Source organism: Porphyromonas gingivalis ATCC 33277 (genome assembly GCF_000010505.1).
Classification (GTDB): domain Bacteria; phylum Bacteroidota; class Bacteroidia; order Bacteroidales; family Porphyromonadaceae; genus Porphyromonas; species Porphyromonas gingivalis.
Genome location: NC_010729.1, coordinates 1,807,551 through 1,823,008, shown reverse-complemented (window position 1 = coordinate 1,823,008; position 15,458 = coordinate 1,807,551). Strand labels below are relative to the sequence as shown.

Annotated in this window: 11 protein-coding genes and 1 CRISPR repeat array; of the genes, 4 read left to right on the top strand and 7 right to left on the bottom strand. The window is 51.3% G+C overall.

All coding sequences use genetic code 11. The features are described from left to right. The first annotated feature begins 32 nt into the window (after positions 1–32). Positions 33–941, top strand: a complete 909-nt coding sequence (locus PGN_RS07745; RefSeq protein WP_021676670.1) for a DMT family transporter — start codon at positions 33–35, stop codon at positions 939–941. Between the two features lie 10 nt (positions 942–951). Here PGN_RS07745 and PGN_RS07740 read toward each other — a convergent pair whose 3' ends face one another. The 4 genes from PGN_RS07740 to PGN_RS07725 all read right to left on the bottom strand — a co-directional run bounded on the left by PGN_RS07740 (position 952) and on the right by PGN_RS07725 (position 5,084). After that, positions 952–1,911 carry a glycosyltransferase family 2 protein gene (locus PGN_RS07740; RefSeq protein ID WP_012458419.1) on the bottom strand — a complete coding sequence of 320 codons (960 nt, stop codon included), beginning with the start codon at positions 1,909–1,911 and terminating at the stop codon, positions 952–954. Between the two features lie 27 nt (positions 1,912–1,938). Further along, positions 1,939–3,267: an ArnT family glycosyltransferase gene (locus tag PGN_RS07735; protein WP_230847017.1), complete on the bottom strand. Its 1,329-nt coding sequence runs from the start codon at positions 3,265–3,267 to the stop codon at positions 1,939–1,941. Positions 3,268–3,592: 325 nt separating this feature from the next. After that, the gene (miaA, locus tag PGN_RS07730; protein ID WP_012458417.1) at positions 3,593–4,495 is read right to left on the bottom strand and encodes a tRNA (adenosine(37)-N6)-dimethylallyltransferase MiaA; all 903 of its coding nucleotides are present in this window, start codon (positions 4,493–4,495) and stop codon (positions 3,593–3,595) included. Positions 4,496–4,514: 19 nt separating this feature from the next. Next, positions 4,515–5,084: an IS1096 element passenger TnpR family protein gene (locus PGN_RS07725; RefSeq protein ID WP_012458416.1), complete on the bottom strand. Its 570-nt coding sequence runs from the start codon at positions 5,082–5,084 to the stop codon at positions 4,515–4,517. 287 nt (positions 5,085–5,371) lie between these two features. On the opposite strand from PGN_RS07725, the gene cas13b reads away from it, so the two are divergent. The 3 genes from cas13b (at position 5,372) to PGN_RS07710 (ending at position 11,607) form a co-directional block, all read left to right on the top strand. Next, a complete protein-coding gene (cas13b, locus tag PGN_RS07720; RefSeq protein WP_012458414.1) occupies positions 5,372–8,731 on the top strand; it encodes a type VI-B CRISPR-associated RNA-guided ribonuclease Cas13b in 3,360 nt (1,119 codons plus the stop codon). 4 nt (positions 8,732–8,735) lie between these two features. Beyond that, positions 8,736–9,281, top strand: a complete 546-nt coding sequence (csx28, locus tag PGN_RS07715; RefSeq protein ID WP_012458413.1) for a type VI-B CRISPR accessory protein Csx28 — start codon at positions 8,736–8,738, stop codon at positions 9,279–9,281. Between the two features lie 209 nt (positions 9,282–9,490). Continuing rightward, a CRISPR array of direct repeats spans positions 9,491–9,790; the repeat unit is 36 nt; unit sequence GTTGGATCTACCCTCTATTCGAAGGGTACACACAAC. A gap of 731 nt (positions 9,791–10,521) precedes the next feature. Then, entirely contained in the window at positions 10,522–11,607 is a 1,086-nt protein-coding gene (locus tag PGN_RS07710; RefSeq protein ID WP_012458410.1) for an IS5 family transposase, read from the top strand. A gap of 340 nt (positions 11,608–11,947) precedes the next feature. Here PGN_RS07710 and megL read toward each other — a convergent pair whose 3' ends face one another. From megL to PGN_RS07695, 3 genes are all read right to left on the bottom strand, one after another. Further along, positions 11,948–13,147: a methionine gamma-lyase gene (gene megL, locus PGN_RS07705; RefSeq protein WP_005873786.1), complete on the bottom strand. Its 1,200-nt coding sequence runs from the start codon at positions 13,145–13,147 to the stop codon at positions 11,948–11,950. Between the two features lie 162 nt (positions 13,148–13,309). Further along, positions 13,310–14,779 (bottom strand): purple acid phosphatase family protein, encoded by a 1,470-nt coding sequence (locus PGN_RS07700; RefSeq protein WP_012458409.1) that lies wholly within the window; start codon positions 14,777–14,779, stop codon positions 13,310–13,312. 2 nt (positions 14,780–14,781) lie between these two features. Continuing rightward, on the bottom strand, positions 14,782–15,375 hold the full coding sequence (locus PGN_RS07695; protein ID WP_004584828.1) for a hypothetical protein: 594 nt from the start codon (positions 15,373–15,375) through the stop codon (positions 14,782–14,784). Positions 15,376–15,458: the final 83 nt, after the last annotated feature.

The window sequence follows — 15,458 nt, the reverse complement described above, 5'->3', positions numbered from 1 at the left end:
ATCAATCCTCAATATTCGTTACGGCAGCATTCATGACATCTTCACGCCTCTACGGTCTTGCGGTCGGTATACTGTCGTCCGCCACATTCGGGCTCATCCCCCTGTTCACGCTGCCGGTTTCGGCTAAGGGTGCTTCGTTCGAGCTTATTCTCTTCTATCGCTTTTTCTTCGCAGCCATCGCCATCGGTATACTGCATCGCCTCTCGGGCGGCAGCTTCAAAGTCAGCCGTGCGGATATCGGGCCGCTGGTATTGCTGGGCTTCTTGTATGCCGGCACGGCACTTTTCCTCTTTCACGGCTATGGCTATATGGCCAGCGGTGTAGCCACCACCATCCACTTCCTCTATCCGCTGTTCGTCACGGCTCTGATGCTTCTTTTCTTCGGGGAAAGACTTTCGCCCGTGCCATTGACGGCCATTTTCATCGCCCTGATAGGCGTGGGCCTGCTGATGGGCCTTACGGGAGGGGGCGATCGGGTAGGGCTTACCGGCTTTGTGATAGTCGCCATCTCGGCGCTTTGCTATGCCCTCTATATCGTCTTTGTCAATCGGAGCCGGGTCCGAATCATGCCGGGACGACGGCTGACGTTTTACGTCTTCGTCGCAGCCGCAGGTTTTTGCCTGATCAACGTCCTGGTCAGACAGGGCGAAGTGGCTCCTCTTCCCGACGCGGCTTCATGGGGCAATATCCTGCTCTTGGCTTTGGTGCCGACGGTAATTTCCAATCTGGCTTTGGTAGTGGCTGTACGCAACATCGGCTCCACGCTCACCTCTGCACTGGGAGCTATGGAGCCGCTTACGTCCGTATTGGTAGGTGTGTGGGTCTTCGACGAGGTGTTGGGGGCCTCCGCTATAGTCGGTATGGGCTGTATCCTCATAGCCGTCGGGCTTATCGTCTTCTCCGAACCGCTCGAACTGATGCTCCGCAGGAGGAGACGATAGCTGCCGTTCGCTACCGTTCGTCTGCTGCGATATTGCTTTCGGCCACCAAGTACAGGGGCCTTGCGACTATATTTTTGTTGATCTTGGATATATAGGTACCGATCACTCCAAGGCATATCAGCTGCACTCCTCCCAAGAACATGGAGCTTACGATGACGGAAGTCCATCCGCTCACCGTCTTATCCAGCAGGAAGTGCGAGATGAGGGCATAGACGATCACGAATAACGAGAGCAAAGAAACCCAGGCACCTAATTGGGCCACCCATTCGAGCGGTCTGCTGGAAAATCCCGTGATGCCGTCGATGGCCAAGGCAAGCATCTTCCTGAGCGGATAGTTCGTTTGGCCGTATTTCCTTTCGTCTCTGTCGAACAGCACCCCTGTCTGGCGGAATCCCATCCAGGCGATTTGTCCCCTCAGGAACTTGTTCTGCTCGGGCATCTCTCGCAGGCACTGCACGATCTTCCGGTCGATCAGCCGGAAGTCGCCCGTATCCAGCGGCATATCGATAGATGTGATCTTGCGCATCGTCCGGTAGAAACCTTTGGCCGTCGCTTTCTTGAACCACGTTTCGCCTTCGCGATGCTTCCGCTGTGCATAGACCACTTCGTAACCCTCACGGTATTTCGCATACAGTTCCGGTATCAATTCCGGCGGATCCTGCAAGTCGCCGTCGATGATCACCGTAGCCTTTCCCCTCACATGGTCTAATCCTGCCGACACGGCTATCTGATGACCGAAGTTGCGACTCAGGTTGATGTAGAAGAAACGGTCATCACCCTTGCACAGGCTGCGCAATAGCTCCATCGAACCATCGCGGCTGCCGTCATTGACAAAGATCAGTTCGTAGTCCTCCGTTATCGAAGCCGCCGCCGCACTCAACCGCCGCACCAGCTCGGGAATGCCTTTCTCTTCGTTATAGATCGGCACGACGATGGAAAGATCTTTTGTATAAGAGGTATTGATGCTCATAATGTATTGTATTTGGTTGTTTGTATTTCATTCGCGATGTCCAAGTATGCGGAGGAACTTAATATCCTTCCCTTCTCTCCCGACTTCTTCATATCGATAGCGCGCATCTACATATTCTTGTGCCCATTGCTCTGCTACACAAACGAAATCGCCGGATTCCAGCTCTTCTCTCTTTTTGTATTCCACCTCGATCCCTCTTTTCTGTAGTTGGAGAACATAGAAAGCGAGGGGTGCACGCTGATAATATTCTTCACCGTAAACAAGGATCAAAGGATTAGTCCGGATCTCTTTTTCATCCTCTATTTCGGTCAATCGCCTGAGGTAGTTACTTAAATCGTCCTGTGATTCATGGGTCTGAATTTTTTTCATAATACCGGCAAAGGGGATTGCGAAGAAAAATACGACCAGAAGCAAGGAGACTGGAGCTATAACGGCAGGTCGGTATAGTTTTTTGAGTCGGTACATGACCGGTACGCCTATCCCGGCAATTATCAGTGTCATAGGAGGAATGATAGGAAGCATATACCACCAGATTTTAGTGACCGACATAGAAAGTATCGACAGGTAGAATACGATGCAGAGAGCCAAATACAAGGCAAACACCCTGCTCCTTTTGCGTCCGTAGAGGACGGCATATAGCAAACATCCTCCGAAAATGGCTGTACCCCAACGGTATTCTTCCCAGAGGTAAGTCGGATAAAAATATCCCGATTTGCGATTTAGAAGAGAATCGGAATCAAAGTATCGTCCTCCCAACTCGTTCTCCCATATAGCTTGCAAATAGCCTGCACTTTTTATTTCGCGCCCCAGATACCATGCACCCGCAATCAGGACGAAAAGCAAAAAGGCGAAATAGAGATGCTTGTCCTTCAAAATACGCCGGGGCCCTCCATAAAAGATCACAAAAGCCAACACCGCGGGCACCACAATCAATGCCTGTACTCCCTTGGTAAGAACGGCCAAAGAAAGAGCCAGACTTGCAATATAGAGGTAGCGATGAGCTTCTTTGATCCGTTCATGTCGATATGCCTGACTGCAGAAAAACGAGCAAAAGATAAAAGCACTAACCCAGAATAACAGTAAAGAGTCGTAATCGCCCGTACGCATACCATGTGCGTTCACAAACAGAGGCGTGGTCGAGAGAATGAAAGCCGCTATGACACCGGACAAATTATTGCCGTAGACCTTTCTTGCCGTCCAAAACAAGAGGATACCCGTAGCAACGGCTGCGAGTGCAGAAGGCAGACGTATAGCCAGTTCGCCGGGGCCTAATAGTTTCATGAAAATCACCTGAAGCCATACCAAGAGAGGAGGTTTGGTATTCCACATATCAGGTTCATCTAAGTAGTATGTCATGCCCCAGTCTCCATTATAATACATGCAAAGAGCATTCATGCTTACACGCGACTCATCCCACAATTGGATCGGCAAGCTGTCTAACTTACAGAAGTAGGGAATACAAGACAAAAACAATACGACAAGGATAATAAGGCTTGTTATCGTTTGAGAAAAGGCCTTTTTTTTCTGAAATGATAACTTCATAAATACTGCGAACTAAGTTGAAGTTTATTGGAAAGTTTCTCTACAGGCAACTCGGGTTGAAAACGTTTAGAGCAAAATTAAGGATAAAAATCGGCAAAGCACAATCATTTTTAATAGATAATAGACGATGACAAAGTGCTTAGGTGACAAGGGTTAGGACCGTTCCTTTGTCCGCTTCGGGATGGAACCAGCGGATCGTACTGTCGCGTCTGAACCATGTCATTTGCTTGCGGGCATATACGCGACTGTTGCGTTGGATCCGCCTTACGGCCTCTGCCCGATCGATCGAGCCGTCGAAGTATTCGAACATTTCTTTGTAGCCGACCGTATTGAGTGCATTGAGATGGCGCAAGGGATAGACGGCGCGAGCCTCTTCCTCCAGACCTTGCTCCATCATTTCCAATACACGGGCGTCTATCCGTTTGCAAAGTTCCTCGCGTTCTCTGTAAAGCCCGATCTTGACGATTCGGAACGGACGCTCCTTGGCCTCATGTCGGTGGAACGAGGAGAACGGCCGTCCGGTCGAAAGGCATATCTCCAAACCGTGGATCACTCGCTTATAGTTCCGTCTGTCCACCTTGGCGTAGTAATCGGGATCCAGTAGCCGGAGCTGTGCCAGTATCCCATCCAATCCTTCCGCTGCGTATCGGGCGTAAAGCTCTTCCCTCACCTCCGGAAAGGGGTCGGGAATATCGTCTATCCCCCGACAAACCGCATCGATATACATCATCGAACCGCCGGTAAGGAGCACCCCTCTATACTTTCGGAACAGTTCTTTCAGAGCTTCGAGCACTTCCACCTCGTACATCCCCGCGCTATAATAGTCCCTGACGCTATGCGTACCGACAAAAAGATGCGGCACCCTCGCCCGCTGTTCGGGAGTGGGTGCCGCTGTTCCTATGGGCAGTTCGCGAAATATCTGTCGAGAGTCGGCCGAGATGATCGGGCTGCCCAAACGTTCGGCGATGTCGAGGCTCAGATCCGTCTTGCCCACACCGGTGGGACCAAGGAGGACATATAGCGTATGATCCTGAGTCTCCAATGCGCCGGACGTATCGGGGTCAATAGTTATCGGACAGGTCGGGTGTTATCTCATCGAAGCCCTCGAATCCCTCGCGGTCTATCTCGTCCTCATTGTACTCGCTGTCGCCGAAGAAGTCTTCTTCCAGATCCAATCCCCGGGCTTGCTTGGTTGGAATGGCAGTCGGATCCATCAGATCGTCCAGAGAGCTTTGTTGCGGAGGCAATCCTTCCGACGTGAGGAGCTTAGGCTCCGAGAGCGATTTGCCCGGTACTATGTCCATCACTTCGATAAAGAAGTAACGCTCCGTCATCAAGTCGAATTCGAAGACGAGACGTTGGTGTTCGTCCTCGATGAACTCTTCCAAGCGTGTATTCTCCATCACATATGAGTCCTCATCCGAGGCCGTGTCCATCTCCATCAGCGTAATCTCCTGCCCCTTGTGCCAGTCCTCATCGCAGAGGAAAAAAGACGTTAGCTCGCTGTGCGAATAGCCCACCGAGTCCAGAATCGCATTTTGGAGGTCGAGGAAGGTAGCTTCGGAGTCAATCGCTATCTCTCGGCGGAAATCTTCCACCTCATCGGAAACTATCAGAAAGTTGAATACCATATTGTAGTTTGTGCTTATCGATTATGCAATCCAAAAGTAGGAAAAAAACACAGGCGACCTCTGTCGCCCCCTCTTTCCACGGTATCAAAGCATACTTCCTTCTCTTTTTCCCTTTTGGAAAGAAGGCTTTGCGGCTCCTTTGCGAGCTGAAAGAGAGCCGGGTTTGGGTATGTGAATATTCGTCAATATGGTTGTAACTTTATAGCCATGAAATAAAACGGCAGGCATTCGGCGCATGACGAAACCCGATAGGCCTGCTTATCGATCCACACCACTTATTTTAGAATATGACAGAACAAAACGAGAGACCGTACAACGGTACCTACTACACGCTGGAGGACAAACATTTCTGGGCAGCTTTCTTCAATCTGGCACGTCACAACGCCTATATTACCCTCGCCCACATCGACAGGCAGCTCGCCTACAGCAAGGCCGATATAACCAACGATGAGGATATACTCTTCTTCAAGGGCCAATGGAAAAACCTCGACAACGATCTGGAGAGGAAAGCTCGGCTGAGAAGTTTGATCCTGAAGCATTTCTCCTTTTTGGAAGGAGCCGCATACGGAAAGAAACTCTTCGAAAGCCAATCTTCCGGAAACAAATCCTCCAAGAAGAAAGAACTCACGAAAAAAGAAAAGGAGGAACTGCAAGCCAATGCACTCTCCTTGGACAATCTGAAGAGCATCCTGTTCGACTTTCTGCAAAAGCTCAAGGATTTCAGGAATTACTACTCCCACTATCGACATCCCGAATCTTCGGAATTGCCCTTGTTTGATGGAAACATGCTTCAGAGACTGTACAACGTCTTCGATGTGAGTGTGCAACGGGTGAAAAGAGATCACGAGCACAACGACAAGGTCGATCCCCACCGCCACTTCAACCACCTTGTCAGGAAAGGCAAGAAGGATAGGTACGGCAATAACGACAATCCCTTCTTCAAGCACCATTTTGTCGATAGAGAGGAGAAAGTCACGGAAGCCGGACTGCTGTTTTTCGTCTCCCTCTTTCTTGAGAAAAGGGATGCCATCTGGATGCAAAAGAAGATCCGAGGCTTCAAGGGCGGCACCGAAACCTACCAGCAGATGACCAACGAGGTCTTCTGCCGGAGCCGGATCTCCTTGCCGAAGCTCAAACTGGAGAGCCTGCGCACGGACGACTGGATGCTGCTCGATATGCTGAACGAACTGGTTCGCTGTCCCAAGTCGTTGTACGATCGTCTTCGCGAAGAGGATAGAGCGCGTTTCCGAGTACCCGTCGATATTCTGTCCGATGAGGACGATACGGACGGTACGGAAGAAGACCCCTTCAAAAACACGCTGGTCAGGCATCAGGATCGCTTCCCCTACTTCGCCTTGCGATACTTCGATCTGAAGAAAGTCTTCACTTCCCTCCGCTTCCATATAGATTTGGGCACCTACCACTTCGCCATATACAAGAAGAACATCGGCGAGCAGCCGGAAGACCGCCATCTGACGCGCAACCTGTACGGCTTCGGCCGAATACAGGATTTCGCCGAGGAGCATAGACCCGAAGAATGGAAGCGTTTGGTGCGGGATTTGGACTACTTCGAGACCGGCGACAAGCCCTATATCACCCAAACCACTCCGCACTATCATATCGAGAAAGGAAAGATCGGGCTGAGGTTCGTGCCGGAAGGACAGCATCTTTGGCCGTCGCCGGAGGTAGGAGCAACCCGAACGGGGCGAAGCAAATACGCCCAAGACAAACGGCTCACGGCAGAAGCCTTCCTGAGCGTACATGAGCTGATGCCCATGATGTTCTACTACTTCCTGCTGAGAGAAAAGTATTCCGATGAGGCAAGTGCCGAGAGGGTGCAAGGAAGAATCAAGAGGGTGATAGAGGATGTGTACGCTGTCTACGATGCTTTCGCCCGAGGCGAAATCAATACGCGCGACGAGTTGGATGCCTGTTTGGCGGACAAGGGTATTCGGCGAGGACATCTCCCCAGGCAAATGATCGGCATATTGTCCCAAGAGCATAAGGATATGGAGGAGAAAGTCCGCAAGAAACTTCAGGAAATGATAGTGGATACGGATCACCGTCTGGATATGCTGGATCGGCAGACCGACCGAAAGATCAGGATCGGCAGAAAGAATGCCGGCCTGCCCAAGTCGGGCGTCATAGCCGACTGGCTGGTACGGGATATGATGCGCTTTCAGCCCGTGGCGAAAGACACGAGCGGCAAGCCTCTGAACAATAGCAAGGCCAACAGCACCGAATACCGGATGCTACAGCGCGCCCTCGCCCTTTTCGGTGGAGAGAAAGAGCGTCTGACACCGTATTTCCGCCAGATGAATCTGACGGGAGGGAACAATCCCCATCCTTTCCTGCACGAGACCCGGTGGGAGAGCCATACCAATATCCTGTCCTTCTATCGCAGCTATCTGAAAGCAAGAAAGGCTTTTCTCCAAAGCATAGGACGAAGCGATCGGGTGGAGAACCACCGCTTCCTCCTGCTCAAGGAACCCAAAACCGATCGGCAGACATTAGTGGCAGGCTGGAAGGGCGAATTTCATCTGCCACGCGGGATTTTTACCGAAGCGGTCAGAGACTGCCTGATAGAGATGGGGCTCGATGAAGTCGGGTCATACAAGGAAGTCGGATTCATGGCCAAAGCCGTTCCGCTGTATTTCGAGCGGGCTTGTAAAGATCGGGTACAGCCTTTCTATGACTACCCCTTCAATGTAGGCAACAGCCTCAAGCCCAAGAAAGGACGCTTCCTGAGCAAAGAAAAGCGTGCCGAAGAGTGGGAGAGCGGTAAGGAGCGGTTCCGACTCGCCAAACTGAAAAAGGAAATACTCGAAGCCAAAGAACACCCCTATCTCGACTTCAAGTCGTGGCAGAAGTTCGAGCGCGAACTGCGCCTTGTCAAGAATCAGGATATTATCACTTGGATGATATGCAGGGATCTCATGGAAGAGAACAAGGTGGAGGGATTGGATACCGGTACTCTCTACCTGAAAGATATTCGGACCGACGTCCAAGAGCAGGGAAACCTCAATGTACTGAACCGCGTGAAGCCGATGCGCTTGCCCGTGGTCGTGTACAGAGCCGACAGCCGAGGCCATGTACACAAGGAGCAGGCTCCTCTGGCGACGGTCTATATCGAAGAAAGGGACACCAAGCTGCTGAAGCAGGGCAATTTCAAATCCTTCGTCAAGGATCGCCGGCTCAACGGCCTTTTCTCTTTCGTCGATACCGGCGCACTCGCGATGGAGCAGTACCCGATCAGCAAGCTCAGGGTGGAGTACGAGCTGGCCAAGTATCAGACGGCAAGGGTCTGTGCCTTCGAGCAGACGCTGGAGCTGGAAGAGAGCCTGCTGACCCGATATCCTCACTTGCCGGATAAGAACTTCAGAAAGATGCTCGAAAGCTGGTCGGATCCTCTCTTGGACAAGTGGCCGGATCTGCACGGGAATGTCCGGCTTCTGATCGCTGTGCGCAATGCCTTCTCGCACAATCAGTATCCCATGTACGACGAGGCCGTCTTTTCGTCTATTCGGAAGTACGACCCCTCTTCCCCCGATGCCATAGAGGAAAGGATGGGGCTGAACATCGCGCACCGGTTGAGCGAGGAAGTGAAGCAGGCAAAAGAAATGGCAGAACGAATCATACAAGCATAAGAAAATGATGACGATGACTATTTGTTGGACACCGATATGCGTACAGCTGATCAAGCTATCGGGTATCTTCATTGCCGCATATCTGGCGTATCGCTATGCCGTGCGCAAGCTCTCCAAAGAGAGCATAGAGAATATCGAACGCTGCAAATACCAAGCCGTGCTGGAGGCGCACCGGAGTTTCTACAAGCTGCTGCGCTTCACCACCGATACGGAGAATGCCGATAGCATATTGGTATGGCAGAAGGCCAAAGGGGGCGGAGCGAAAACCTATTATTTCAGGCCGGCCTGCATCCGTGGATTCCTGTCCGAACTGACGGACGAATTTTATAAGAATGGGAACGGTATTTTCTTGTCTAAAGAGATTATTTCCCGTATCTTTGAGTATAGAAGTATCGTTTACGGCCTTTTGCTTTCGGAGAGGCAGAACTCGGATGAGAGGGTTGTGATAAACAAGCCCGAAACGGCCGAACGGATGATCAGCATTCATCAGGAGCTTACCCAAACCGTTAGAGAAGCCATCGCACTGAAGAAGCGAACGTTGAACTTTTGAGTGCGAACCGCCAGGAGCATAGGAATGATTTTTTGAGAGAAAATAGCATAAACCCGACCGTAGAGAGTCATTTTTTCAATCCTAATATCCCACTAAAATGATGATGACAGACTGTTTTTCGCCGGCTTGCAGTGGCTCCAAAGCCTTACCGTCACTCACTTTCTGTGGAATGATGACTTCTCAATCGGTTTCAAATTCGATGGGGGTAGGTTGGATCTACCCTCTATTCGAAGGGTACACACAACTCCATTTACTAACTCGTGTAGCACGAGTAGGTTGGATCTACCCTCTATTCGAAGGGTACACACAACCAAGTGGAATTAATCTTTTTTCTTCTTTACGTTGGATCTACCCTCTATTCGAAGGGTACACACAACGGCAAAGGATTACTATATTTTACCTTATTAGTTGGATCTACCCTCTATTCGAAGGGTACACACAACTGTTTCGTTGTAGTCTTCATCGAAGTAACGGTTGGATCTACCCTCTATTCGAAGGGTACACACAACATGATTCTTGATTGGTGGCTTGGACGTTGGAATGTGCAGTAGTGTGGGGATTCTTCCTCGTTGGGCTTTTTCGCTACATTTGCAGGTGGACAAGCTGCTCCCCTCTTCGGTGAATTTGTACCGGGGAGTGCTTTCCCTTTCTATGGAATGACTTTGTAAACGACTAAATGAATGATAGATATGTGCTCCGATCCCTCTCTTCCCTGCATTCTTATTCGGCCGGTTTCGTTCGGCCTGTGTGGTTATATGCCGGCGCGTATGGCTGATACAAGCCTGCTGTATGAGCGGTAGAGCTTGAGAGCCGTTTCGTACCCCTTCGAAATAGATGAGGCACCCACCGAGTTCCTGCAGGAACTCGGTGGGTGCCTCTTTATTTACCTCCCCTAAAGGCCTTTTGAGCTGCCCGATTTATATCAAATCGGGCTTACAATCTATATATTTATCCCAATCGATTTATATATAAATTAAAAATGATTTATATACAAAATGAAAACGATATATATACAAATCGAAAAAGCTTTATATATAAATCGTGATTCGACCTTTGGAAAAACGAATCCAGACCTGAAAGACCCGGCTTTCCGATCTCCTCTGCTTCAGTATCCGCTCTCTCACAGGTGCTTATTGAGACCTTTGCACGGCGATTGGTGTGTATTTTGTTTATTAATTCATTGTATAATAGGGAGTTATTTTGTATATTTGAGCATTAAAAACAGCATAATATTCCTCCCATGGCATACCAATCCAAGAATACCGATGAGCATGTAACATTTGCAGACGCACTCCTTTCAAAGCGTTATCGCAAAGCACAAAACGACTTCCTCAATCAGGTTGACACGCTTATCGATTGGCGTCCGATCAGGACGCTGATCAACAAGAAATACACGAAGCGACAAAATGCCATCGGCGCCCCGGCTTATGACGTGATTCTCTTATTCAAGATGTTGCTTTTGGAGACATGGTACAACCTCAGTGATTGTGCTTTGGAGGAGCGCATCAATGATTCAATCACCTTTTCCCGATTCTTGGGGCTGAAGATGGAAGAGGTATCTCCCGACCACAGCACCATCAGTCGATTTCGTTCGGCACTGACAGAGTTGGGTCTCATGGACAAACTATTGGCGCAGTTTAACAAACAACTTTCCCGCCATCACATTTCGGTAAGGGAAGGGGTGCTTGTGGATGCAAGCCTTGTGGAGACGCCGCATAAACCCAACGGAAGCATTACGATTGAAGTCGCAGACGACAGAGAAGACAATCGGAGCGAGGCGGAAAAAGAGGCAGAGGAGGATTATCAAAAACAGGTTGTCCGCCGGCGTAAAGGGACGGATGAAGAAGCCCGTTGGGTGTACAAACAAAAGCGTTATCACTACGGATACAAAAAGCATTGTCCGGCCAATGTTCAAGGCATTGTTCAAAAGGTGATAACGACAGCAGCGAACCGCAGTGACACGAAGGAGTTTATTGCGCTATTGCAGGGTGCAAACATACCTCAAGGCACAGCCGTCTTGGCGGACAAAGGATATGCTTGCGGGGAAAATCGTTCCTACCTGCAAGCCCATCACCTTCAAGACGGCATCATGCACAAGGCACAATGCAACAGGGCATTGACCGAGGAAGAGAAGCAACGAAACAAAGCAATCGGTCCGATACGGAGCACCATCGAACGCACCTTTGGCAGTATTCGCCGGTGGTTTCATGGCGGACGATGTCGATACCGGGGACTTGCCAAGACCCATACTCAAAACATTCTTGAAAGCATCGCCTTTAATTTATACAGAACCCCGGGGATAATTATGTCCTCATCCGTAGGATAAGGCATAACCACCCTTGAGGAGCTCGTACAAGTAGCTCCTCAAAGGGGGGATTTACAACTACTTTCACTCCTTACTGCCACCCCTTTCACTCGCTCCTTTTATGCCAAGAACTCCTCTTCCCTCCATCTCCTTATTTTTCAAAGGTCTCTTATTTGGAATGATTCCAAACTCGTCTTCGTTGTTGAAAACTTTTTTCGCACTTGTTTTCAGTTCCGAGAACGACCCGGCAAAAGACAGCCGCCGCCGATCGGGTATATAAAAGCGAACCCCGAAAGTCCGTCGACGGACTTTCGGGGTTCATATTGTCTTTTGTCAGGCCTTTATGCAGCCTTTGGGGTGTTTAGATCAGGCTGTCCAGACCGTGTTTGAGGTCGGCGATGATGTCCTCCACGTTCTCCAGACCCACGGACAGGCGTACCAGTCCTTCGGATATGTCGCTGGCAGCACGCTCTTCGGGTGTGTAGGGCGAGTGGGTCATGCTGGCCGGATGCTGGATGAGGGTTTCCGTATCGCCCAAGCTCACGGCGAGGGAGCAGAGGTGCAGGTTGTTCATCAGCTTCTTACCGGCTTCGCAACCGCCCTTCACTTCGAAGGCGATCATGGCTCCGGGCAGTGCCATCTGCTTCTTGGCCAATTCGTATTGGGGGAAGCTCGGAAGTCCGGGGAAATAAACTGCTTCTACGGCCGGATGCTTTTCGAGGAATTCGGCTACGGTCTGAGCATTGCGGCAGTGCTGCTCCATACGTATCTGCAGCGTCTTCATGCCGCGGCTGATCAGATAAGCATCGAACGGACTCATATTGGCCCCCGTGAGGTCCTTGACGCCGACGAGCTTCACCTCCTTGATGTAGTCCTCTTTACCAACGACGAATCCGGCGATGACGTCGCCATGTCCGTTCAGGTACTTGGTCGCGCTGTGTACCACGATGTCGGCACCCAGCTCCAGCGGACGGCAGATATAGGGCGTGCAGTAGGTATTGTCCACCATGACGCGTACGCCTTCGTGCTTATGAGCGATGTCGCAGACTGCCTTGATGTCGGTCAGGTACATATTGGGGTTGGCCGGAGTCTCCAGATAGACGAGCTTCGTATTCGGGCGAATGGCAGCCTCCACCTCTTCCGGATGGCGGGTATCCACGAGGGTGACTTCCACACCGTAGCGGCTCAGTCCGTGGGTGAGGAAGGCGAAGGTGCAGCCGTAGAGCGTCTTGCCGGCTACGATATGGTCGCCGGCCTTCACGCATACCCAGATGGCAGAGCTGATGGCTCCGATACCGGATGAGGCCGATGCGGCGGCTTCTCCGCCCTCGAGCATGGCCAGTTTCTCTTCCACTTGGGTGCAGTTGGGGTTGCCCAGACGGGTATAGATGTATCCGTCTTCCTCTCCGGCAAAGCGGCGGCCTCCCTGTTCGGCAGTGTCAAAAACGAAAGTCGATGTTTGGTAGATGGGAGTGGCTAAGCAGCCGAAGGCGTTCTCGATAGCGCCTCCATGGATGGCACGTGTGGCAAAGCCACTACGCATAAGGTCTTCTTTTTTCATTTTTTGTTAGTTAATCGAAGAATCGACGACCGCGCGACCTTTCGACCGAGGATCGTCTATATTTCTATTTTGTCGTTACGGCAACGAAGGTAGTGAAAAGTTGTTGGCAGTGTGGCTGTTCGTTCGTTTTCGATCCGATTTTACGCGCCACCGATCGTCCGCTTACCGATGGCCGGCTGCTCGTTCTTGGGCTGCCTGCCGATAGTCGGCACGCTTTTTACGGCCTTTTTTGCTGTCGGCAAAGTTGTCGAAAGCGAAGATCTCTTTCCAGTCCTCGGCATTGTCCTTGACTGTGGTTCGGCCTCCCTGCTTCTTCAGGTGCAGATCGTCGTAAGGGCGATTGTCGAAGGTGGTGGAGCGGTAGCGGATCTCTCCCTGCGTGACGTGGATGGTCTGATAGAGGTAGAGGCCGGAGCCGATCCTGTCGTGCTGCTCGGAGAATCCGTTGCGGTAGTGCTTGGGCGATGCGCTGCTGATGATATATACGGGTGTCGTCTTCGTGCCGGACTCCGTCTTGGTAGTGATGCGGGAGTAGGCATGATCGTGTCCTTGCAGGACGAGGTCGGCACCGCCTTCCTCCAGAATGGAGCGGAAGCCGTAGCGGATGATCGGGTTCATGCGTCCCTGCCGCACCGAATACACTCCGTGGTGGAACATGACCACCTTCCACGGCTGTACGGTGGTTTCGAGTGCGTTTTTCAACCACGTGCGGTGGTTGAATACGGATGCCGGCCATTGGATGTCGTTGGTGTCCATGACGATGAGCCGCATATGGGGGAAGTCTATGTAGTACGAACGCCGCTCGAAGCCTTTGGGACCATTGGCCGGATAGTTGTACTGAGGTACCCAACGGGGATCGAGCTGTCTTTTCAGTCCTTTGATATACTCGTGGTTGCCGGTAGCGGCGATGACGGGTGTCGATGCCGTCCAGTCGCCTATGACACGATGCCATACTTCCCAATAGAAATCCGTGGGACCTTCGATCTGATCGCCACCCAAAGCCAGAAAATCGGGGGTGGGATGCAGGGTGCGCAGCCGTTGGAGCAGAGCCTGACTGCCTCCGTTGCCCGGATCCTGAACGTCCCCGATATAGATGAAGTCGGTAGCAGCCGAACTGTCGGGAATGGAGAATCGGTACCAGGGCGATGTCTGCTCTCCCGTCTTGACCCTGTAGGTATAGGTGCGGCCGGGCTTGAGTCCGTTTATCTTAGCGTGGTAATAGTAGTTGCGTCCGGCCCGGGTGAGGACTTCTTTTCCCTCGGCCGGCAGTGAGATTAGCAGGGTATCTGCATCCGCTCCGTCCGGAGAGCGATAGTCCAGCCAAGAGTCTTGCGGCAGGGTGTCGCACCGCCAGCTGACCGTCCTTTGGGTAAGGAAATCCTCACCCGGTGTCAGGGTGAGCCTGTCTATCGTATGCGGTACGGTGTAGGCGACTTCGGCCGGAGAAACGAACCAAGCCCTGTATCGCTTGGCTATCCAGATACCGAGGGCGACAAGGAGGAGCAGACTGATCATCAGTCCCCATCGCCGTCCGTTTCTTCTCCTCTTTCTCGAATATCTGCGTCCGGAATTTCGTTTGCTGAACTTCCGCCTGCTGACTTTGTAGTAGGGATTGGAGCGTTTCTTTCGCATGACTATTCGTTTGTTTGTGGACTGACAGGAGTAGAGGAAGGTGCGTTTTCCGCTTTCGCTCCCGTGCCGGGGTTATGGAAAGAAACCGGCTGTTCCAAAGAACGCAGCCGCGCTTCGGCACGATCGTATGCGATGGACTTGTTCTTGAGTGCTATCTCCAGATTGGTATTCCGACGAGCCAGACGCACCCACTCGCGGACTCCGCGGACGGACAGCCCTACGGCTATGGCCGCTATGGAGGCGATGAAGCCTTCCCCGTAAAGAGGCATCTGTCCTTCGGACGTGCCCGGTATAGTCCATTGCCAAGCGTGGTGGAAGACGACGGGAAGCAACATGCCTATTCCGCCCAAGGCCAGCGATAGCACGATATAGGGACGAAAGAGGTGCCTCTTGATCATGAATGGGGCTATCAGAAAATAATTGATATAGTACAGGGCTATGATATAGGCATCGACGATCCATACGGAATAATAAGCGGAGGGCGTATTCCAAAAGGAGGGGGTGCCGGGGTTGGCGCTCTCCAATGCCAGACTTTGCAAGACGATGAGCAAAACCCAAACGAGGGTATAGATAAGAATTATAAGCGATTTGTTCATATTCTAATTGAGGCTTAACCGGTAAAAGAAAGCTATCTTTGTATGTCACAAAGATATAATTATTGTACGGCTATCCGTATATA

What these genes read in the sequence shown, in the direction of transcription:
- PGN_RS07745 (WP_021676670.1), top strand. Translation starts at nt 33, where the DNA reads ATGACATCTTCACGCCTCTACGGTCTTGCGGTCGGTATACTGTCGTCC.
- PGN_RS07740 (WP_012458419.1), bottom strand. Translation starts at nt 1,911, where the DNA reads ATGAGCATCAATACCTCTTATACAAAAGATCTTTCCATCGTCGTGCCG.
- PGN_RS07735 (WP_230847017.1), bottom strand. Translation starts at nt 3,267, where the DNA reads ATGACATACTACTTAGATGAACCTGATATGTGGAATACCAAACCTCCT.
- PGN_RS07725 (WP_012458416.1), bottom strand. Translation starts at nt 5,084, where the DNA reads ATGGTATTCAACTTTCTGATAGTTTCCGATGAGGTGGAAGATTTCCGC.
- cas13b (WP_012458414.1), top strand. Translation starts at nt 5,372, where the DNA reads ATGACAGAACAAAACGAGAGACCGTACAACGGTACCTACTACACGCTG.
- csx28 (WP_012458413.1), top strand. Translation starts at nt 8,736, where the DNA reads ATGATGACGATGACTATTTGTTGGACACCGATATGCGTACAGCTGATC.
- PGN_RS07710 (WP_012458410.1), top strand. Translation starts at nt 10,522, where the DNA reads ATGGCATACCAATCCAAGAATACCGATGAGCATGTAACATTTGCAGAC.
- megL (WP_005873786.1), bottom strand. Translation starts at nt 13,147, where the DNA reads ATGAAAAAAGAAGACCTTATGCGTAGTGGCTTTGCCACACGTGCCATC.
- PGN_RS07700 (WP_012458409.1), bottom strand. Translation starts at nt 14,779, where the DNA reads ATGCGAAAGAAACGCTCCAATCCCTACTACAAAGTCAGCAGGCGGAAG.
- PGN_RS07695 (WP_004584828.1), bottom strand. Translation starts at nt 15,375, where the DNA reads ATGAACAAATCGCTTATAATTCTTATCTATACCCTCGTTTGGGTTTTG.